Genomic DNA, 20,739 nt, shown 5'->3' with positions numbered 1-20,739 from the left:
CCTGTCGGGGCGCGCGGATATTTGTGAGGCGGGTATGTTACTTTCATGATGATAGTAGCGTCCACAAGCCATTACCTCACTCAAGAAACGGAAGGAGTTGGATCGTCATGAGCAAACGCATTGTCGTCACGGGCATGGGCGCACTGACCCCGTTGGGCTGTGGAGTCGAACAGGTCTGGCAGCGCCTGCTGGCCGGCCAGTCCGGTATCCGACAGTTGCCGGCGGAGTTGATCGGCGACCTGTCGATCAGTATCGGCGGCCAGGTCCAGGACCGTGCCCAGGACCCGGAAGCCGGCTTCGATCCGGATCAGCTGCTGGCGGCCAAGGAGCAGCGCAAGATGGACCGTTTCATCCTGTTCGCCCTGGCGGCGGCGGATGAGGCCCTGGCCCAGGCCGGCTGGGCTCCCGCTTCCCCGGAGGCGCAGGAACGCACGGCAACCATCATTGCTTCCGGTGTCGGCGGTTTTCCCGCCATCGCCGAAGCGGTGCGCACCACGGACAGCAAGGGACCGAGGCGTCTGTCGCCGTTCACCATCCCTTCGTTTCTCAGCAATATGGCGGCCGGTCACGTCTCGATCCGCTACGGTCTCAAGGGGCCATTGGGTGCTCCGGTGACCGCCTGCGCCGCCGGCGTCCAGGCCATCGGCGATGCGGCCCGGATGATCCGTGCGGGGGAGATCGACGTGGCGGTCTGCGGTGGTGCGGAAGCCTGCATCCACAGGGTCAGCCTGGCCGGGTTCGCGGCGGCCCGGGCACTTTCAAGTGATTACAACGAGACGCCGCAGCTCGCCTCCCGGCCCTTCGATCAGGCCCGCGATGGTTTTGTCATGGGAGAGGGCGCCGGCCTGCTGGTGATCGAGGAGTTGGAGCATGCCCTGGCCCGCGGTGCCAAACCCCTCGCCGAGTTGGTGGGTTACGGCACCAGTTCCGATGCCTACCATATGACTGCCGGCCCGGAAGATGGCGACGGTGCTCGGCGCTCCATGCAGCAGGCATTGCGCCAGGCCGGTATCGAGCCGTCCCAGGTCCAGCACCTGAATGCACACGCCACCTCGACCCCAGTGGGCGACAAGGGCGAGTTGGCGGCCATCAAGGCGGTGTTCGGGACAGCGGGTGGTCCGGCCATCAGTTCGACCAAATCCGCCACGGGGCATCTGTTGGGGGCTGCGGGTGGGATCGAGGCGATCTTCACGATTCTGGCGTTGCGTGATCAGGTGGCGCCGGCAACGCTCAATCTGGATAACCCCGATGAGCTCGCCGAAGGTCTTGATCTGATTCGTGGTCAGGCCCGGCAGTTGCCCATGGAGTACGCGCTCTCCAATGGCTTCGGTTTTGGTGGGGTCAATGCCAGCGTGTTGTTCAAGCGCTGGGTGTAGGGCTGGAGATACCGTCTTCAGGTCAACGCGGTCAATGTAGGAGCCCGGCTTGCCGGCGATGGCGGCCGGATGATCGATGCAGGGCTTGAGGGCCTTATCGCTGGCAAGCCAGGCTCCTACAAGGGACGGCGTTTACTTGGAGAATTTCCGTGCGCCGGCCACGCAAAGAATCACCGCCACCGTGACCCCCAGCATGCCCAGGCTGACGTGCTCGTGGAGTAAAGTCGCCGCCAGGGCCAAGCCGAAAAACGGCTGCAAAAGCTGCAACTGTCCCACGGCGGCAATCCCGCCCTGGGCCAGCCCGCGATACCAGAACACAAAACCGATCAGCATGCTGAACAGCGAGACATACGCCAGGCTCAACCAGGCCGGTGGGCTGATCCCCGTGAACGAGGCGGGTGTGAGCAATCCCGTCAGCAGGAGCATCACCGGCAGCGACAATACCAGCGCCCAGGAAATCACCTGCCAGCCTCCCAGCGTCCGTGAGAGTTTCGCCCCTTCGGCATAACCCAGACCACAGACCAGCACCGCCAGCAGCATCAGGATATCGCCCCGGGGCGAGGCGCTCAGTCCCTGGGACACGGCGAACCCCACCACCAGCAGACTCCCCAGCACGGAAAAGAACCAGAACACCGGCCGGGGCCGCTCGCCGCCGCGCAGTACACCGAAGACCGCGGTTGCCAGCGGCAACAAACCGAGGAAAACAATGGAGTGCGCCGAGGTCACGTACTGCAAGGCCAGTGCCGTCAATAACGGAAAGCCGAGCACCACGCCGATGGCTACCACCAGCAGGGACAGCAGTTGGCTGCGGTCAGGGCGCTTCTCCCTGAACAGCAACAGCAGGCACAGCGCCAGAACCCCGGCGATGCTCGCCCGGGCCACGGTCAGAAACACCGGGTCGAACTCCAGCACCGCCACCCGTGTCGCGGGTAGCGAGCCGCTGAAGATCAACACACCGATAAATCCATTGAGCCAGCCGCTGGTATTTTTGGCCAGCGCTGGGGTGTTCAGGGGCGAGGTTCGTTCCATTTTCGCTTCACACTCAAGGTTCGGGTTGCTTGAGGCGCATGCTATGACTGAGTATTGATACAATCAAAATATTGTCATGGATACATCTGCCGATGCCCCGTTCCCGGTATAAATCACTGGTTGACGTTTTTGCCGCCGATATCCGCTCGGGGCGCTTGCCGCCTGGCGCTCGCCTGCCCACCCATCGCCAGTTGGCCGCCACCCACGGTCTGGCCCTGGTGACGGCCAGTCGGGTCTATGGGGAGCTTGAAGCCATGGGCCTGGTCAGCGGGGAAACGGGGCGCGGCACCTTTGTCCGGGAGACGTCCCTGCCTTCCGGCCTGGGCATCGACCAGCCCGACGTTACCCAGGGGATGGTCGATCTCAACTTCAACTATCCCTCGTCGCCGGGGCAGGCCGAGCAGTTGCGCACGGCCTTGCGCCAGTTGGCGTTGTCCGGCGACCTGGAGTCCTTGCTGCTCTACCACCCCCATGCCGGGCGCCTGCACGAGCGGGCAGCGGTCGCCCGTCACCTGGCGGCGCGTGGGTTGAGGGTGACGGCCGAGCAGGTGCTGATTGTCAGCGGTGCCCAGCATGGTTTGACGGTGATCCTGATGGCGTTTCTGCAACCCGGGGATGTGATCGCCGCGGACGCCTTGACCTACCCCGGATTCAAGGTGTTGGCGCAGGCCCTGCACCTTGAGATCGTGCCTATTCCCCTTACCGACCAGGGGCCGGATCTCGATGCCCTGGAGCAGCTCTGCCGCAGCCGTCCGGTGCGTGCCGTCTACAGCATGCCGACCCTGCACAACCCGATGGGCTGGGTGATGGCGGCCGATCAGCGCGAACAGTTGGTGTCGATTGCACGTCAGCATGATCTGTTGATTATCGAGGATGCGGCCTATGCCTACCTGGCGGAGAAAGCGCCGCCGCCGTTAGCCGAGCTGGCGCCGGAAAGGACGCTCTACGTTTCCGGTCTGTCCAAGAGCGTGGCCGCCGGTTTGCGGGTGGGGTTTGTCGCGGCACCGATATCGCGGGTGGCGGCGTTGGAGCGCACCATCCGGGTGACCACCTGGAACACGCCGGGGGTGTTGACGGCGATTGCCACCGCCTGGATCGAGGATGGCACCGTTGCCCGGCTCGAGGTGCAAAAGCGCAAGGATGCCCAGGCCAGGCAGGCCATGGCCGACGAGTTGTTGGGCGGCCTGCACACCGTTCGCCATCGGTCTTCGTTCTTTCTCTGGCTGCCCCTGCCGGAAGAGGCGCGGGCTGATCAGATCGCCATGGCGCTGATGCGCGAACAGATTTCGGTGTCCACCGCCGAGCCTTTTGCGACCTCCGTGCAGGTGCCGCATGCGATCCGCCTGGCCTTGGGTTCCGTGGACATGGAGACCCTTCGGGTGGCGCTGGTGAAAGTGCAGCGGGTGCTCGGCCCGCTGTTCTGATCCGTATTTTTCATCGTTATCTGCCTCTGTAATGTATTCGGCCCACGACCGACAATGAACCTACGGATCAGCCTTGTGCAGATGCCCGGGGTTACGGCCTGTGATGCCGGGCCACGACCTCTGTTTGCTCTGCTCCGTAAACTCATTACGCACTCCGCGTTATGCGCTGACCTTATAGTCGAGGAGGCCTTATGGCCAAGATGGCGATGTTCCTGGGTGGATTTCTCATACTGACAATTGCGATTGGCCTCCTGGCCACGATTTCTCCGACATAACCCCCTAGACCAGATAGCGCCGGAACCACCCCAGGGTCCGGTCCCAGGCCAGCTTGGCGGCCGCCTCGTCGTATCTCGGTGTGGAGTCGTTGTGAAAACCGTGGTTAACCCCGGCGTAGATATGCGCCTCATAGACCTTGCCGGCGGCTTTTAATGCCTGCTCATAGGCGGGCCAGCCGTCGGTGATCGCCTTGTCCAGTTCGGCGTAGTGCAGCAATAGGGGCGCCTGGATCCGCACCACTTCCTCGGCCTTTGGCTGACGGCCATAGAAGGGCACCGCGGCGCTGAGTTCCGGATAGGCCACGGCGGCGGCATTGGCGACCCCGCCGCCGTAGCAGAAGCCGGTGATGCCGACCTTGCCGGTGGTGCTGTCGTGGTGCATCAGCCATTCGATGGCAGCGAAAAAGTCATTCATGAGCTTTTCCGGGTCGACGGTCAGTTGCAGCTCCCGGCCTTTTTCGTCATTGCCGGGATAGCCGCCGACCGATGACAGGCCATCCGGGGCCAGGGCGATAAATCCGGCCTTGGCCACCCGCCGGGCAACGTCTTCGATATAGGGATTGAGCCCACGGTTTTCATGCACGACCACCACAGCGGGCACCTTGCCGCTGGCCTTGGCCGGACGCACCTGATAGGCACGCACTTGCCCGTTGCCCTTGGGGGAGGGGTAGGTGATGTATTCGGCGAGGATGTCCGGGTCGGTAAACGGCACCTGTTCGGCCAGCGCATAGTTCGGGCTCAACGCCGCCAGCAGGCTGCTGGCGGCGAGGCCACCGAGGGTGAACTTTGCCGCACGATCAAGAAACTCCCGGCGGTTGATCTTGCCGTGGACATAGTAGTCATACAGCTCAAGCAGTTCAGGGGCAAAGTCTTTCGCGGTGAGACGTTCCATCTGGGCGCTACCTTTCGAGTGGTCCGGGTTACGGCCCAGTGTAGAACCTAAAGGCGGGTATTCGGGCTTGAGCGGCTTTCATATGGGTAATATTGATTTATGATCATGAGTGAAACTTGTGATCATCAATATTAAAATGAGTTTGTCTCAGTATGTGCTGAATGTCGACAATGGCTCCCATCAAACATATTGGAGTTTTTTGTCATGGCACTGGCCCATTCTCTAGGATTTCCGCGCATTGGCCGCGACCGCGAGCTGAAGAAAGCTCAAGAAGCCTTCTGGAAAGGCGAACTGAACGAAGCGGGTCTGCGTGCCGTGGGCAGCGAGCTGCGCAAGGCCCACTGGGACCTGCAGAAGAAAGCCGGCGTCGAGCTGCTGCCGGTCGGCGACTTCGCCTGGTACGACCAGGTGCTGACCCATTCGCTGATGTTCGGTGTGATCCCGGAGCGTTTCCGTCCGCACGACGGCAAGATCTCCCTGCAAACCCTGTTCGGCATGGCCCGTGGCGTCAGCGACAGCTGCTGCGGCGGTGCCCATGCCCAGGAAATGACCAAGTGGTTTGACACCAACTACCACTACCTGGTGCCGGAGTTCAGCGCCGACCAGCAGTTCCAGCTTGGCTGGGACCAACTGTTTGAAGAGGTCGAAGAGGCACTGGCACTGGGTCACAACGTCAAGCCGGTGGTGATCGGTCCGCTGACCTACCTGTGGCTGGGCAAGGCCAAAGGTGGCGATTTCGACAAGCTCGATCTGCTCGATCGCCTGTTGCCGCTGTACGGTCAGATCTTCCAGCGCCTGGCGGCCCAAGGCGTCGAGTGGGTGCAGATCGACGAGCCGATCCTGGTCCTGGACCTGCCGCAGGAATGGAAAAACGCCTTTGAGCGGGCCTATAACCTGATTCAGCGCGATCCACTGAAGAAGCTGGTTGCCACCTACTTCGGTGGCCTGGAAGAGAACCTCGGCCTGGCGGCCAATCTGCCGGTCGACGGCCTGCACATCGACCTGGTTCGTGCCCCTGAGCAATACCCGACCATCCTCGATCGCCTGCCTGCTTACAAGGTACTGTCGCTGGGCCTGGTCAACGGCCGTAACGTCTGGGGTTGCGACCTGGAAAAAGCCCTGGCGGTCTTGCAACATGCCAATGAGCGCCTGGGCGATCGCCTGTGGGTCGCGCCTTCCTGTTCGTTGCTGCACAGTCCGGTCGACCTGGGCCGTGAAGACAAGCTGGACGCCGAACTGAAGAGCTGGCTGGCCTTTGCCGTGCAGAAGTGTGAAGAAGTGGCGATTCTGGCCCGTGGCATCAACGAACCCGAAGCGGCTCCAGTCCTGCAAGCACTGGCCAGGAGCCGTGCGGTTCAAGCCAGCCGTGCCGCCTCGCCGCGCATCCACAAACCGGCTGTGCAAGCTCGTGTTGCCGCGATCACCGTCAAGGACAGCCAGCGTCACTCGGTGTTCGCTACCCGTATCGAGAAGCAGCGCGCCGGCCTGAATCTGCCGCTGTTCCCGACCACGACCATCGGTTCGTTCCCGCAAACGGCGGCCATCCGCCTGGCGCGTCAGTCGTTCAAGCAAGGCAAGTTGAGCGAAGCCGAATACACCGAAGCTATGCAGAGCGAGATTCGCCACGCTGTCGAGTTCCAGGAGCGCCTGGGCCTGGACGTGTTGGTGCACGGTGAAGCCGAGCGTAACGACATGGTCGAGTACTTCGCCGAGCAACTCGAGGGTTATGTCTTCAGCCGCTTTGGCTGGGTCCAGAGCTACGGTTCCCGTTGCGTGAAACCCGCGGTGATCTTCGGCGATCTGAGCCGTCCGAAAGCCATGACCGTGGAGTGGATCCGCTACGCCCAGGGCCTTACCGACAAGGTGATGAAGGGCATGCTGACCGGTCCCGTGACCATGCTGATGTGGTCCTTCCCCCGTGAGGACGTGTCCCGTGAAGTGCAGGCCCGTCAACTGGCCCTGGCCATTCGTGACGAAGTGGTGGACCTGGAAAGCGCTGGCATCAAGATCGTGCAGATCGACGAAGCGGCGTTCCGTGAAGGTCTGCCGCTGCGCCGGGCGCAATGGCAGCACTACCTGGACTGGGCCACCGAGGTCTTCCGTCTGTGCGCGTCCGGTGTGCGTGACGAAACCCAGATCCATACCCACATGTGCTACAGCGAGTTCAACGATGTGATCGAGTCCATTGCGGCCATGGATGCCGACGTCATCACTATTGAAACCTCGCGTTCGGACATGGAACTGTTGGAGGCGTTCGAAGCCTTCGCTTACCCGAATGAAATCGGGCCGGGCGTCTACGACATCCACTCGCCACGGGTTCCGGATGCTTCGGAAATGGCCAACCTGCTGCGCAAGGCCGCCCAGCGTATTCCCGCCGAGCGTCTGTGGGTCAACCCGGATTGCGGTCTGAAAACCCGCGGCTGGCCGGAAACCGAGGCTGCCCTGGTGCATATGGTCAGCGCCGCCCGCCAACTGCGTGCAGAATTGGCGTAATGCGCTAAGCCCTGCGCCTGAAGTACCTGCCGGAGTCTGTCAGCGTGCTCCGGCTTTTTTATGGCTGCTGTCAGCCGGAGTGCGTACACTGCCGGGGTTCTATCGCTTTTTCACTAGAGCGTTTTACAACTCGTTCAGAAACAGGAAGCCGGTTGAAATCCGGCGCGGTCGCGCCACTGTATTCGTCTGTTTATCAGGCGTAAGCCAGACCCTGTTTCTCCAATCCGTAATCCGTACTGGGACGCGTCTTCCCTGGAGGTTCATATGGCTTATAACGCTGCTACGCAGACCGATGTTTCCCTGCCCACCATTCCGTTGGGCGAAATCCTTCCCTGGGCCATTTTTGGCGGCCTGCTGTTGATGCTGGCGATTTATTTCGTCGGTGCGGAGCAGGGCGCGACGGCTTTGTTCAAGGGTATGTATGTCCACGAATTCGTGCACGACGGACGCCACCTGCTTGGTTTCCCCTGCCACTGATTCAAGGAACATGACATGACCGGTCAATTATTGATTCGCGGTATGCTGGTGGGCTTGCTCGCCGGCATTCTTGCCTTTGGCTTTGCCAAAGTGTTTGGTGAGCCGCAAATCGACAAGGCGATTGCCTTCGAAGAACACATGGCGCACATGCACGGTGATGCTCCGGAAGAAGAGGAGCTGGTGAGCCGCGAGGTGCAGAGCACGTTCGGTTTGTTCACCGGTGTGGTGGTGTACAGCGTTTCCCTGGGCGGGATCTTCGCCCTGGTGTTTGCCTACTCCCTTGGGCGTGTCGGCAAGATCGGCCCGCGTGGCCTGGCTGCGCTACTGGCGCTGGCGGCCTTCGTCACGCTGATTCTGGTGCCCGGGCTGAAATACCCGTCCAATCCGCCGTCAATTGGCGATCCGGAAACCATCGCGCAGCGCACCAAGCTGTTCTTCCTGATGTTGCTGGTGTCGGTGATTGCGGCGGTGATTGCGATCAATGCCGCGCGTAAGCTGATCCCGGCCCTCGGCATCTGGAGCGGCTCGATCCTGGCGGTGGGGTTGTACATTCTGATCATGGCGGTTGCCGGTGCTCTGTTCCCGACCATCAATGAAGTGCCGCAGGCTTTCTCGGCGGTCCTGCTGTGGAAGTTCCGCGTGGCCTCCCTGGGCATCCAGCTGGTGCTCTGGACCACCGTAGGCCTGACGTTTGGCTGGTTGGCCGAGCGCAAGCTGAATCTGCCCGGGTTCTCCACCCGCGCCTGAAGTTGAAGAGCGGTGCCGTGCAAACGGCACTGCTTGAACCCTGTCATCCCTCTGTTCCGCCCCTTCCAGAGCCTTGCCAGTCAATGCGCGAGCGGCTTACCGGCGCAACCGACTCGCAACGTCAGCGTTAAAGGCTACGCCAGCAACCGGGCGTACCGATCCAGGTCAATATTGCCTCCGCTCACGATCACACCGACACGTTTACCTTCCAGCGCCTTGCCCATTTCACGTACAGCGGCCAACCCCAAGCATCCGGTCGGCTCCACGACCATCTTCATGCGCTCGGCAAAAAAACGCATACCCTCGATCAACTGGGCATCCGTGACAGTCAGGATGTCATCAACGTCGCGGCGAATGATTGGGAATGTATAGTGCCCCAGATGCTGAGTCTGGGCTCCGTCTGCCAAGGTGTCCGGTGTGTCGATATGTACAATTTCGCCCCTGCGAAACGACTGTTGACCGTCATTCCCCGTCTGCGGCTCGACACCGTAAAGTTTACAGTCAGGTGACAGTGCGCGGGTTGCCAAGGCAGCTCCCGCCAACAGTCCACCGCCACCGAGACAGACGAATAGCGCGTCCAGCGGGCCGGTTTCTTGCAATAACTCCAGGGTCGCCGTCCCTTGCCCAGCGATGACATCCGGGTGGTCATAGGATGGGATCAAGGTGTAGCCATGCTCCTCAGCCAGGTTTCGACCAATGGCTTCGCGGTCCTCGCTGTAACGATCATAGAGCACCACACTGGCTCCGTATTCGCGTGTCGCTGCCATTTTCGAGGCCGGAGCGTCATGGGGCATCACGATGGTCGCGGGAATACCCAGGATACGTGCAGACAATGCGATGCCTTGGGCGTGGTTACCGGAAGAAAATGCCACGACCCCGGCCTTGCGTTGGCGCTCGTTGAAGCGAGCTACTGCATTGAACGCGCCGCGGAACTTGAATGCGCCCATGCGCTGATAGTTCTCGCATTTGAAAAAAACCTCTGCACCCAGTTGTCCGTTCAGCGTACGTGAGGTCAGCACCGGAGTGCGATGAGCGTGGCCCTGGATACGTTCGGCGGCGTCAAGGACGTCTTGATAGGTAGAGAGCATCAGCTGCGTCGTGGTCATGGGGGCCTCGCTTTTTGATATGAGAGTTTTTAGACGTGTGTGCAATTAATACGCTTATGCAGTCGCCGCAAGTGCCATGGCTTCCACCTCTACGGCTGAACCAAAATGCAATTGAGCCACTCCCGCAACGGATCGTGCGGGACGGTGATCACCTAACCATTGCTCGTAGAGCCGATTGAAAGCTGGCCATTGATCAATATCGGTAACATAGACGCGTACCTGCACTAGGCTGTATTTGTCGATGCCTGCCCGGACTAGACAATGTTCAAGATTGCTCAGGACCTGCCAAGTTTGTTCCTCGAAACTCTGGTCTGCCAATGCCTGTCCCGCGGAGTTGATAGGTAATTGACCAGAAATAATCACAAATCCACCGGCGATACAAACATGAGAATAGTGCCCCGCAGGAGGGCGGATGGAGCTGCTATTAGCGCATTGGATAGCGGGATTAAGCATGGCGATACCTTTATTCAGGTCGAGGAGAACCAGCCCCTCACTTGGGCAAAAAATTTCTGGCCTACTGTCGGTACGAGACCGGCCAGGGTTATTTCACGTAGCTATAGGCAGCCGCGCGGGACACGCCCAAATGCTGGGCGATGACCTCCATTGACTTGCGTACTTCCAGATAACCGGTGCCCTTCAGTTCGCGAAGCAACAAACGTTTGTCTTCGGCCTTCAGTGCGCGTGGTGTCGTAGCCTGACGCGCGGCGAACTCGTCGATACGCTGGCGAATGGCGTCAGCATTGCTGGTGTCCAGGTTTTCCGTAACACCATTCTTGACCACGTTGGTGAATTGCCCCATCGCGCTTTGCATGCTCTGGAACAGACTCAAGTCTAGGTTCATGCACAGTGCCGCGACATACCGGCCGTTCGAGTCCTTGATCCCTATTGAGGTGCTCTTGGCCTGCCGACCATCAGGAAAGCGGTTGGCATAGTTGGCGATCACTTGCGGATAATGCGCATCAGCAATGCGAGCCAGGCCGAGCTCGGTTGCCGGATCGCCTACCTGGCGCCCCGAAAGGTTGTTGTGAATCGTATGAATGGCGTGACTGGGGTCTTGCAGGTCATGTACCACCACTTCGCAAAAAGGCGCGAATGTTTCACCCAGCCCCTGTGCAATCTGCCCCAGTTGCTTGAGGATATTGGTGGACTCGTCGTTTTTTGCGCTCATGGTGCAAGCTCATGCCGGTGATGAATGGATAGGTTCAGATAACTATTCAGGCGACCGGATTGGACGTTGGGATGGAATCTGACGTCGGCTGAAACATTAGATCTGACTCTGTCCGCGCGGCGTGCGCCTGGTCATCGCCGTTGCGTTGCCCCATCCATCGGGCGATAGCCATGGTCGCGACCCCGTTACCTAGAACGTTGGTGAGTGTGCGCATAGTGTCCATCAAGCGGTCGACACCCAGAATCAGGGCAAGGCCAGCTAATGGGATGTCTGGGAACATCGTTAGGGAAGCGGCCAGTGTTACGAAGGCTCCTCCGCTCACGCCAGCAACCCCCTTGGAGGTCAGCAGAAATACCAACAATAACGACAACTGCTCAGACCAGCCCAGATCAAGTCCAGCTGCCTGAGCAATGAACAGAGCCGCCACTGTGAGATAAATGGATGACCCGTCCAGGTTGAATGAATATCCGGCGGGCACTACAAATCCGGTAACGTTCTTGCTGCAACCCGCTTCCTGGAGTTTGGTCATTAAACCCGGTAGCGCCGCTTCCGATGAGGTTGTTGTAAAGGCGATAATCAGTTCCTTGTGGATAAGCCTGATGAACCTCCACAGGCTGAATCCGGTGAGCCGCGCAATACTGGCGAACACCAGCAGAATCATCAACGTACACCCCAGATACACCAGACCGATCATCTTGATCAGTGGCACTAGTGCCGCAAGTCCGAACTTTCCTATCGTAAATGCTACCGCGGCAAAGACACCGATAGGTGCAAAACGCAGAATAACACTGACCACCTTGAAGCTGACTTCAGTCCACAAACGGAGATTTTCTGCCAGGGGTTCGGCACGTTCACCCAGTGCAAATAATGCATAACCAAACAGCAGAGCGACCAGCAGGATCTGCAACATCGCTCCACCCGCCAGCGCATCAAGCACAGTTTTGGGAATGACATTAAGCAAAAAGTCGACTGTAGACAACGCCTGGCCGGCTTGAGCAAACGATGCCACGGTTGTAGCACCATCTGCCGGGATCGATAGACCTGCACCCGGTTTAAAAACGTTACCCAGCAGCAATCCCAACACCAGCGCTATGGTGCTGATAACCTCAAAATATATCAGTGTAACGACGCTCAGCCGCCCAAGACCTGCGCCTTTCCTGATCTGAGAAAGCCCGCTGGCTACGGTAAGAAATACGATTAGGCCTGCAACCATTTTAATCAGTTTGACAAAAGCACTGGCCAGCGGATTGAGCTGTGCGGCGAAATGCGGCCAGATAATTCCTATGAAGGTGCCAAGCAGCAACCCAATGAATAACTGGAAGGTCAGCGAGTAGATCAGCGGTGAACCTGTGTTTGCAGCGGATGAAGGTGTTGACATTACAGCACTCCAATCAGGGTGGCAGAAGTCAGAAATACGTCGATACGGCGCTGCTTATTGTTCTGAGCAGACTCTCTTGGGGGGTGGCAAAATATCTAAAAATAATCAAAATGTCCAGGTTTTGGATGTTATATCTTGAAAAAATGGCTGGACAGGCGGTGGTTGGGCCTGAGTTCAGGAAAGCTGACAGTCCGATTTTTCAACAGCGTCTACCCATAACGGTCGTTTGCTGATTTTTGTGGTACAACCATCCGCCTGAAAGATACAGAAAAACCTGGCACTCAGTGGCTGCTGTAACCAGGCGTTATAAAGCGTGTATTCTTCTGATGAAATTGCCTGTGTTGCGAAATAAAAAGTCGCCTGGATGAGTTCGGAATTTTATATTTCGGAGCGGGCAGGGCCGAGTGTTTTACACGCTGTTGATTATTAAGTTAACGTTTATGGAGAGAATCAGTGCGGCTGAGAAGCAGATAAACACAATGCCGCCAACTCTATTGATGATCAAAAAGCCTCTGCCAAGAGATATTTTTTGCCGGGCTGAGGTGGTGATATATCCATAGACGAAGTGAATCAAGAATACCAGTGTGCAAAATGTGGATGCCAGTAAGGTGAATTGAGGTGCGAACGGTTGGTCTGCTTTTATGAATTGCGGAAAAAGAGCCATGAAAAAAACAATTGGCTTGGGATTGAGCATCGAAACGAAAAAAACCTGCCTGAATCGGGCTGTCACACTGGGAAGGGATTCAGAGTGTGTTATATCATTGAGGGTGTTTTGAAGTTTCGGCTTGGATCGCAGCAGCTTCAATCCCAGGTAGATCAGATAAGCAGCCCCCAGTAATTTGACGATGTTCATCATCCAGGCGGAGCTGGAAATAATCGCTCCGACACTGCTTGCCGCAATGATGGAGATCCCCCCCATGCCGAGGGCTACTCCAAGAATTCCAGGCAAAGCATTCTTCAATCCATAGGTGAGTGAGTTTGTTAATGTCAGTAACACCCCAGGACCCGGACTGGCGATCGTCAAGCATGATATCGTCACGTAAAAAAGATATTCTTCCACTGTCTATCTCCACGTATAAAAAAGAGCTTAAGCCCTTGTGATAAATCAGCTTGTTTTCGAGGTTTTTAGCGAACGGTACTCTTGGCCTTTAAAGAACGGGCTGTTAACAAGAAGTTCGCCTTGTTCCTTTGCCACTTCTAAGTGAAACCGCGTCGGACCAGAGTATTTGAAATGCTCGCGGGGAATTTCAAGGTCGTGAGCGCGCCGATAGTCATAGGTACTGGTCTCGCAGAAGAAACGCATGACGAACGCTGCGCGCGAGTCTATCGGGCCATCTTCCAGCATGATGCTCCGGTGAATCACATTTTTGTCGAAAATGAGCGCGTCACCCACCTCGAATTCGTCCTCGACGGCAAAGTGATCCAGCAGCTTTTTAATCGCCGGATCATTCAAAGGACCATCACGAAGATGCATGAACTCATCAATGGTGGTCTCCTCACCCCGCTCAATACGTTCCGACAGCAGTTGGAAGATTGAAGGATCGATGTGTTCATACATGAATGCACCTGATACGGCGTCTTTAGGGATATACGCCAGACCGCCGCGTTGTCCTTTGGGATCGATATTTACCAAGGGCGCCCAGACTGTGCAGCCATAGTCTTCCGCTTGGTGATAGCCGAAACTTTGCGTGCCGATATGCCAAGGGAAACCCTTGTTTTTATTTTTTTCCAGCTCGAAGGAAAGCGCCTGGGCAAAAAACAAGGTTTTGCCCGTCAACGTGTTCATGACATGTTTGAAATGATCATCTTGAATAACGCTGGCAATCATCGGGTCGCCGTCATACATGTCAAATGCCAAACGGCTAAAACCGCTCTGATATTTATCAGTAGGCGCAGAGATGCGCTCGCCAATGGTTGATTTCAAATAATCGGTTATATCTTTGTTGTAAAAACCTTTCAGGAAAAGAAAGCCCTGCCTACGAAACGTTATCACCTGATCTTCGCTTACTTGAAACTGTTCATTGATCATTACCGCTCCATTTTTTATTGACTGATGCGTTTTGTGGTGTGAGACTTTTCGTATGTTATTGAAACTGAGTCACTTTTCCATGCTCGAGACATCGCGCGCTGCAAATTGCTCGCTATGGATGTGGGGTATAAAAACAAGTAGGGGGGGTGTCAGAATTCTAGGCGTTCTGAACGGCGGTAATTAGCATATGACATGTCATTCCCTTCACTGAGATGCAGCTCCCTTGATGAGAAGACCCTCTTCTCACTTCGAAAAAGCTTAATATGCTAAAAATATTTTGTAAACGTTTTCTTGGTGATAAAGTTTGCCAGCGACTCGCAAACGCAATCTGCGTACACAACATCCAGGCTTCGATCGTGGATTTGCATTCCTATGGAGTGTGAGCACATAGGCGCAGATCGGAACATGATCTATAGTCTGTTTGGCATGGCATTTGTTGGTGGGCCAGTCATAACCCCCCCCCTCACGTCCACCAGTAGCGCACCAGATGAAAAAAGGTCGGTGCGACGAAGCACACCGAGTCCAGCCGGTCGAGCATGCCACCATGGCCTTCGATCATATGGCCCCCAGTCCTTAACCCAACGGTCGCCCTTGATCGCCGACATGACAATGCCATCGGCAAACACCAGCAGCGCGATCAGTGCCGCTGGCGGGGGCAGAAACGTGAGATGTATTACCAGGATGGCCCCGTTCTTCCGACCGATTCAGAAGGCGGGAGTGCACTCGTTATTGCCCGATATCCGAATAAAGATGCCGCGGCCGCCATATATAACTTTGGGAAAGGTACAGTCAGTCTTGTCGGTCCACATCCGGAGGCCAATCAAGAATGGTACAGTCGTGAGGGTTTGAAAAATCCCGACGGTGTAAACCTGGATCTTGCAGAGGATCTGGTTGTGGCGACGATGAGACATGAGATAAAAGAGTGAGCCGTCATGAACGACATCCTGATCTTCATCTCGGTGGTTCATGCTTGAAGCATTGTCGCCGAAGACCGGATGATGTGTCTGGCCCGCTCGGCGGTGGGCAAGTCCGTGACTCGCTTGTAATGCAGGATGAACCGTGTAGTTGAGGTGACTACCCGGTGCGGGGAGCTGAGTGCAGCCCGCCAACGCTAAAACGTTGGCGAGCCCACCGTAACACCTCTCACGTCCACCAATAGCGCACCAGATGAAAGAAGATCGGCGCGGCAAAGCACACCGAGTCCAGCCGGTCGAGCATGCCGCCATGACCTTCGATCATATGACCCCAGTCCTTGACCCCACGGTCGCGCTTGATCGCCGACATGACGATGCCGCCGGCAAAGCCCAGCAGGTTGATCAACAACGCGATCAGCGCCGCCTGCCAGGGATTGAAAGGGGTAATCCAGAACAGCGCGCCACCGATCAACGAAGCCAGTGTGATGCCGCCGACAAAGCCTTCGACGGTTTTCGACGGCGACAGGTTGGGCGCGATCTTGCGTTTGCCGAACAGCTTGCCGCAGACGTACTGGAGCACGTCGGACAACTGCACCACGATCACCAGGTAGGCGATCAGCAGCAGGTTGCGGCCTTCATAACCGGCAATCTCCAGGGTCAGCAGCGCCGGCACGAACGACACGCAGAACACCGCGATCATCAGCCCCCACTGGACCTTCGAGGCCCGTTCCAGAAAGTGCGTGCTGTCACCGCCCAGCGAAGCGAGGATCGGCAGCAGCAGGAACACATAGACCGGAATGAAGATCGAGAACAGTCCGTACCAGTCGCTGTAGATCAGCAAGTATTGCAGCGGCAGGGCCAGGTAGAACGCCGCCACCAGCGCCGGGTAGTCGCTGCGCCGGGTCGGTGTCAGGGTCAGGAATTCGCGCAGGGCGTAGAAGGACACCGCATAGAACAGCAGGATCACCGCGCCGGTCCCCAGCCAGAAGGCGATACCGATCACCAGCACCATCACCCACCAGGCGTTGATCCGGGCGTTGAGGTTATCGATGACCGCATTCGGCGTGCCTCGGGTACGCCACTTGAGGACAAAGCCGATCAGCGAAGCCAGCACCAGGATCATGCCGATCCCGGCGAACAACATCAGGGTCTGCCTATCCATTTCAGTGTTGCTCCGGTGCCAGGGCCAGCAGCGCATCGCGGCTGCGTTGCAGGAAATGTTCTTTGCTTTCGTCGTCTTCGAGTCGCAGCGGCGAGCCGAAACTGGTGGTGCACAGCAGGGGCAGGGGTAATACCCGGCCCTTGGGCATGACCCGGTTGAGGTTGGCGATCCATACCGGAATCAACTGCGCCTGTGGGTAGCTCCGGGTCAGGTGGAAGATCCCGCTCTTGAACGGCAGCAGACCGTCCTCCTGGTTGCGGGTGCCTTCGGGGAAGATGATCAGCGAGTGGCCTTGCTCCAGCGCGTCGAGCATCGGCTGCAGCGGGTTGTCCCCGGGCTCCTTGCGTTCGCGGTCGATCAGCACACCGTTGAAGACCCGCTTGATGATGTAGCGGCGCAGGGCGCTTTTATTCCAGTAGTCGGCGCCGGCGACCGGCCGGGTGAGTTTGCGCAGTGCCGGTGGCAGCGAGGCCCAGAGCAGCACGAAGTCACCGTGGCTGCTGTGGTTGGCGAAGTAGATGCGCTGTTCCGGATTGGGCCCGCAGCCGATCCACAGGCTGCGGGCACCAGTGATCAGGCGGGCGCCGGAGGTGATGAGGGTGGCAACCACGGGTTCGAACATGACGATTCCTTATCCGGCGAAGGGCAGCCAGGGGCTGGCCAGAATGACGATCAGTGGCAGGGAAATTTGTACCAGCACCAGCAACGCCTGGCGCTTGAGCAGGTCCAGCGCGCCACGGCTGCGCTCGGTCCAGGGACGGTTTGCGGATTGCGGCGGCTGCAGGCCGAGATCCTGCAACGCCTGGTCCAGGGCTTCGGTACGGTCGCTCAGGTTGCTGGGATCTTGCGCCATCAGTTGGAACAGATCGGCGTCGAAAGCGACACGGAAGGCCCAGTATTTTTGCAACAGGCCCGACAGTACCAGCCAGGCACTGACCACCAGGCACCACAGGCTGATGGTGTTGAAGAGCAAGGGTGCCAGACCCAGCAGAACACCCAGTACGGTCAGCCCCATGGAGAGTTGGTCGAGCAGGCGGCCGCGCCGTAGCAGGCTGGCGACCACATGCAGTTGCAGGCTAGCGGGCATCGGCGATCCTCGATTGGGCGACGGCTTCGCCAGGCACGAGCTGAAGCATGGCTTCCAGCACCTGGCGATGCCGCGGATGCAGGACCACGTCGGGACGTGCGGCACGTATCAGCTCCAGGGCTGCATCGATCGTCGTCGCTCGGCCGCTGTGCAGCAACCAGGCGGCGAGCGCCGTGGCGCTGCGTGAATAACCCAGGGCGCAGCAGACCAGCAGCGGCCCGTTCTGGCGCAGTTCATCAATGCTCAGGGCGGCTTCGCGACATTGCTCCGGTGACGGTGCAATCAAGTCCAGTACGGGGATGCTGCTATAGGCCCGCCCCTGGGGGGCCAAGGGCAGTTCGGCACACAGGTCGACGATGGCCGCGAATGGGCCGGCCTGAAGTTCGCGTCGGCTTGGCAGTCGCCCAAGCCAAACGTCATCTACAACCTGATCGGGTTGTGGATGGGATTTTGTCCAGAGTCGCGAATTGACCCAGGCGCCTGCCCGGTAAGGCGCAAACAGCCAGCGTGCGGCCGGGCTCAAGCTGCCGTCGGCGCGTTTCTGGAAGCCCTGGGCGCCGAACACCGCGTAATTGAGCGCTACCAGCGCCAGGGCCTGCGCCGGCCAGAGCAACCATAACGCGACACCGGCGAAGCCGAAGCCGGCGATGGCCAACAGCGTCGCCCCCAGCCCGTAGCGAACAGCCAGGGCGAGGCGTTTGCCATCGCCTGACAGGCGCGCGGCGGCCAATGGGTTGGCGCGATCATCCGGCCACAGCCAGACGCACAACCAGCCGGCCAGGGCGCCGGTGGGCAGGTCGATAAAGTGGTGTTGATAGGTGGTCAGCACCGATACACCGATCAGCGCGAACCAGCCGTGCACCAGCCAGCGTCCGACACCGGTGAAATGCCGGCGGTACATGACCCACAGAATCACCAGCAACGCGATATGCAGCGAAGGCGCCTGGTTGAAGGGTTTGTCGAAGCCCGCCAGTACCGCGAACAGCCAGCCGAATACGCCGTCCAGCGGTGGTCGGGGGAAGGTGAAGGTCAGTGGCCAACGCAGGAAGCAGGAGACGGCGATCGCCTGGGCCGTCAGCAGGCGCAGGGCGTGCCGATCGAGCTCGCGCTTGCTTCTGGGCAGCAGCAGCGACAAGCCGTAAAGCAGGTCGATGGACCAATAGGGCACGATGGTCCAGGCCCAGAACGGCATATGGCTTTCCCAACCGAACACGTAGCTGCCGACATCCCTGCGCCGGGCGGTGTACCAGGTGGCAAAGCCATAGCTGGCGAAGAACAATGGCGCCAGCAGGACCAGCCAGAGCACGGCGCGCTTCAGCAGGCCGGCTTCGCGGAGCGTACAGTTCATCCTTGCACGCGTTGCGCCAGGGACACGCTGAAGATCCCCCATTCATCGACCCGTTGAGTGATCTTGCGAAACCCGGCGGCTTCCACCAACTGGTCCATTTCCGCCTGGCTACGACGGCGCATGACCCAGGCCTGGCCTTGGCGGTGACTGGTCAGGGCGCGGGCGATCAGTTCCAGCTGCGGGTGCCAGGGTTGCCCGGTGTAGACCAGATAAGCGCCCGGTTCACAGGCCTCGGCCAAGCCGGCGAGGGAGTTGCCGACCAGGGTGTTGTCGGCGAACAGTTCGTACAGGCCCGACACCACCGCCAGGCTCGGCTTGGGGTCCAGCGCGGCGAGGTCGGCGCGGTCAAAGGCGTCGCCCTTGACGAACCGGGCGATATCGCCCAGGCCTTTTTCGACGATCAGCGCGCTGCCGTCACGCACGTTGATATCGCTGTAGTCGCGCAGCAGGATCGATTCCGGCAGTGGCGTCACCCCGTGCAGGGCTTCGAGGATATAGCGCCCGTGGCCGGCGGCGATATCCACGATCCGGACTTCGCGGCCTTGCTCGCGCAGCTGGGCCATGGCCAGGCGTAGCAGCTCCTCGACATGCAGTTTGCGTTGGCGGATGCCGCGCCAGCCGATGGAGTTCAGGTAGTTCTGGTCGATCATCCGGCCCAGCGCGGTATGCCCGGTGGGGGTGTTGCGGTAGACGTAGTCCAGGGTGCTGCCGGAGTCGAAACCGGTGTCGAAGCCGAGCTTGACCCCGGCCGACAGCTTGCTGCCCAGGCCCATGCTGGCGCGGGTCAGGCGCCAGTAGAGATCCCGTGGCGAGTTGCGTGGCAAGGGCGCTGCCAGTGACTCGGATTCGGCGCAGGTCTCGCCGATGCGATCAGCGTCGAGCAGGGCCGGGCGGTTAACCGGCGAGAGGAAATTCTGTTGGATAAAGCGCTTGGCGCGGCTGACGGCCAGGTGCCGGTCGCGTTCGCCGAGGGTGTCGTGGAAGAAACCGGGGAGTACGTGCCGTTCTTTTTTCAGGCTGCCCAGGCGCTGGAAGAATTGTTCCTGGGGTTTGCGATGGACCACGAAGTCCGCGCCGGAAATCAGCAACTGGGTTGGTACCTGGATCGCATTGGCATCGGCGACCACGCGGTCGGCGGCTTCGTACAGCCCGAGCAGCACATTCACCGAAATGGCCTTGGTGATCAGCGGATCGCTGTCATAGGCGGCAATGCGTTCCGGGTCGTGGCTGAGAAACTTGGCCTTGACGTAGCTGTTGACGAAAAAGTTGCCGCGAAAGCGTCGCATCAGGGCCAGGCCTGGACGGGCGAAAGGCACGTAGAGCTTGACCTTGAAGGCCGGGGAGGCGAGCACCAGGGCGCGGATCTTTGGCGCGTAGTCGTGAACCCAGGTGGCGACGATCACCGCGCCGACGCTCTGGGCGATGGCCGCGATATTTTCTTCGGCGATAGCGAAGGTGGCGCCGAGGTGATCGCAGAAGGTCTGCACATCCCGCACGCTGGTGGCGAAGCTCGGGCTGTCACCCCGCGCGCCCGGCGACTGACCGTGGCCACGGGCGTCCCAGGCGAAGAAGTCGAAGTCCGGCAGGTCGAGTTCATCCACCAGGTGGGCAATGCGCCCGGAATGCTCATGCCCCCGGTGGAACAGCAGGATGGCCTTGCGCGGCTCGCCGGCGGCAGGCGTTGTGGCCGGCCAGTGGCGATAAAACAGTTCGACGCCATCATGGGTACTGAAGGTCTGGGTTTGCTCGTCGCGCATTGCAATGTCCTTTTGCCGGATCTTGGAGTGGGGAGCTTGAGGCAACTATCTTGGGGGAGCGGTTTGGCGATTCGGGT

At 59.1% G+C, this 20,739-nt stretch carries 19 protein-coding genes and 1 pseudogene; 6 read left to right on the top strand and 14 right to left on the bottom strand.

Annotated features, from left to right (window positions below; genetic code table 11):
* Positions 1 to 107 precede the first annotated feature (107 nt).
* Positions 108 to 1,376, top strand: coding sequence for a beta-ketoacyl-ACP synthase II (gene fabF / locus HX830_RS25880; RefSeq protein ID WP_177103467.1), 1,269 nt, complete (start codon positions 108 to 110; stop codon positions 1,374 to 1,376).
* A gap of 132 nt (positions 1,377 to 1,508) precedes the next feature.
* On the opposite strand, the gene HX830_RS25875 is transcribed toward fabF, so the two are convergent.
* A complete protein-coding gene (locus tag HX830_RS25875; RefSeq protein ID WP_177103465.1) occupies positions 1,509 to 2,405 on the bottom strand; it encodes a DMT family transporter in 897 nt (298 codons plus the stop codon).
* Positions 2,406 to 2,497: 92 nt separating this feature from the next.
* On the opposite strand from HX830_RS25875, the gene HX830_RS25870 reads away from it, so the two are divergent.
* Positions 2,498 to 3,829 (top strand): aminotransferase-like domain-containing protein, encoded by a 1,332-nt coding sequence (locus HX830_RS25870; protein WP_177103463.1) that lies wholly within the window; start codon positions 2,498 to 2,500, stop codon positions 3,827 to 3,829.
* A 279-nt stretch (positions 3,830 to 4,108) separates the two neighbouring features.
* Here HX830_RS25870 and yghX read toward each other — a convergent pair whose 3' ends face one another.
* The gene (gene yghX, locus HX830_RS25865; protein WP_177103461.1) at positions 4,109 to 4,996 is read right to left on the bottom strand and encodes a YghX family hydrolase; all 888 of its coding nucleotides are present in this window, start codon (positions 4,994 to 4,996) and stop codon (positions 4,109 to 4,111) included.
* A gap of 204 nt (positions 4,997 to 5,200) precedes the next feature.
* Here yghX and metE point away from each other — a divergent pair, with 204 nt between their 5' ends.
* The 3 genes from metE to HX830_RS25850 all read left to right on the top strand — a co-directional run bounded on the left by metE (position 5,201) and on the right by HX830_RS25850 (position 8,713).
* A complete protein-coding gene (gene metE, locus HX830_RS25860) occupies positions 5,201 to 7,489 on the top strand; it encodes a 5-methyltetrahydropteroyltriglutamate--homocysteine S-methyltransferase (RefSeq protein WP_177103459.1) in 2,289 nt (762 codons plus the stop codon).
* A gap of 264 nt (positions 7,490 to 7,753) precedes the next feature.
* Positions 7,754 to 7,966: a CbtB domain-containing protein gene (locus HX830_RS25855; protein WP_103499523.1), complete on the top strand. Its 213-nt coding sequence runs from the start codon at positions 7,754 to 7,756 to the stop codon at positions 7,964 to 7,966.
* Positions 7,967 to 7,981: 15 nt separating this feature from the next.
* Positions 7,982 to 8,713, top strand: a complete 732-nt coding sequence (locus tag HX830_RS25850) for a CbtA family protein (protein WP_103499522.1) — start codon at positions 7,982 to 7,984, stop codon at positions 8,711 to 8,713.
* 134 nt (positions 8,714 to 8,847) lie between these two features.
* On the opposite strand, the gene HX830_RS25845 is transcribed toward HX830_RS25850, so the two are convergent.
* The 7 genes and pseudogenes from HX830_RS25845 to HX830_RS25815 all read right to left on the bottom strand — a co-directional run.
* Positions 8,848 to 9,819 (bottom strand): threo-3-hydroxy-L-aspartate ammonia-lyase, encoded by a 972-nt coding sequence (locus tag HX830_RS25845; protein ID WP_103499521.1) that lies wholly within the window; start codon positions 9,817 to 9,819, stop codon positions 8,848 to 8,850.
* 54 nt (positions 9,820 to 9,873) lie between these two features.
* Complete coding sequence (locus HX830_RS25840) at positions 9,874 to 10,272, bottom strand: RidA family protein (RefSeq protein ID WP_177103457.1); 399 nt, start codon at positions 10,270 to 10,272, stop codon at positions 9,874 to 9,876.
* Positions 10,273 to 10,360: 88 nt separating this feature from the next.
* The gene (locus HX830_RS25835; RefSeq protein WP_103499519.1) at positions 10,361 to 10,987 is read right to left on the bottom strand and encodes a helix-turn-helix transcriptional regulator; all 627 of its coding nucleotides are present in this window, start codon (positions 10,985 to 10,987) and stop codon (positions 10,361 to 10,363) included.
* Positions 10,988 to 11,033: 46 nt separating this feature from the next.
* Positions 11,034 to 12,365 (bottom strand): cation:dicarboxylate symporter family transporter, encoded by a 1,332-nt coding sequence (locus HX830_RS25830; RefSeq protein ID WP_177103455.1) that lies wholly within the window; start codon positions 12,363 to 12,365, stop codon positions 11,034 to 11,036.
* A 409-nt stretch (positions 12,366 to 12,774) separates the two neighbouring features.
* Complete coding sequence (locus HX830_RS25825) at positions 12,775 to 13,425, bottom strand: LysE family translocator (RefSeq protein ID WP_177103453.1); 651 nt, start codon at positions 13,423 to 13,425, stop codon at positions 12,775 to 12,777.
* A gap of 45 nt (positions 13,426 to 13,470) precedes the next feature.
* Entirely contained in the window at positions 13,471 to 14,394 is a 924-nt protein-coding gene (locus HX830_RS25820; RefSeq protein ID WP_177103451.1) for a hypothetical protein, read from the bottom strand.
* A gap of 463 nt (positions 14,395 to 14,857) precedes the next feature.
* Positions 14,858 to 15,041 (bottom strand): annotated as a pseudogene (locus HX830_RS25815) (phosphatidate cytidylyltransferase); the annotation flags it as partial.
* Positions 15,042 to 15,062: 21 nt separating this feature from the next.
* On the opposite strand from HX830_RS25815, the gene HX830_RS25810 reads away from it, so the two are divergent.
* The gene (locus HX830_RS25810; RefSeq protein ID WP_177103305.1) at positions 15,063 to 15,320 is read left to right on the top strand and encodes a hypothetical protein; all 258 of its coding nucleotides are present in this window, start codon (positions 15,063 to 15,065) and stop codon (positions 15,318 to 15,320) included.
* A gap of 217 nt (positions 15,321 to 15,537) precedes the next feature.
* Here HX830_RS25810 and HX830_RS25805 read toward each other — a convergent pair whose 3' ends face one another.
* From HX830_RS25805 to HX830_RS25785, 5 genes are read right to left on the bottom strand one after another with little or no spacing between them, the layout of a single operon-like run.
* Entirely contained in the window at positions 15,538 to 16,470 is a 933-nt protein-coding gene (locus HX830_RS25805; protein ID WP_100942822.1) for a phosphatidate cytidylyltransferase, read from the bottom strand.
* 1 nt (position 16,471) lies between these two features.
* The gene (locus tag HX830_RS25800) at positions 16,472 to 17,092 is read right to left on the bottom strand and encodes a lysophospholipid acyltransferase family protein (RefSeq protein WP_177103449.1); all 621 of its coding nucleotides are present in this window, start codon (positions 17,090 to 17,092) and stop codon (positions 16,472 to 16,474) included.
* A gap of 9 nt (positions 17,093 to 17,101) precedes the next feature.
* A complete protein-coding gene (locus HX830_RS25795) occupies positions 17,102 to 17,557 on the bottom strand; it encodes a hypothetical protein (RefSeq protein ID WP_177103447.1) in 456 nt (151 codons plus the stop codon).
* A complete protein-coding gene (locus tag HX830_RS25790) occupies positions 17,547 to 18,905 on the bottom strand; it encodes a phosphatase PAP2/dual specificity phosphatase family protein (protein ID WP_177103446.1) in 1,359 nt (452 codons plus the stop codon). Before HX830_RS25790 ends, HX830_RS25795 begins: the two co-directional genes overlap by 11 nt.
* The gene (locus tag HX830_RS25785; RefSeq protein ID WP_177103444.1) at positions 18,902 to 20,662 is read right to left on the bottom strand and encodes a bifunctional alpha/beta hydrolase/class I SAM-dependent methyltransferase; all 1,761 of its coding nucleotides are present in this window, start codon (positions 20,660 to 20,662) and stop codon (positions 18,902 to 18,904) included. The genes HX830_RS25790 and HX830_RS25785 overlap by 4 nt, the downstream gene beginning before the upstream one ends.
* Positions 20,663 to 20,739 lie beyond the last annotated feature (77 nt).

The organism is Pseudomonas gingeri, assembly GCF_013385425.1.
In the GTDB taxonomy this organism is placed as follows: Bacteria; Pseudomonadota; Gammaproteobacteria; order Pseudomonadales; family Pseudomonadaceae; genus Aquipseudomonas; species Aquipseudomonas gingeri_D.
Note: the sequence above shows the minus strand (reverse complement) of the source record. Positions and strands in the feature narration are given on the sequence as shown.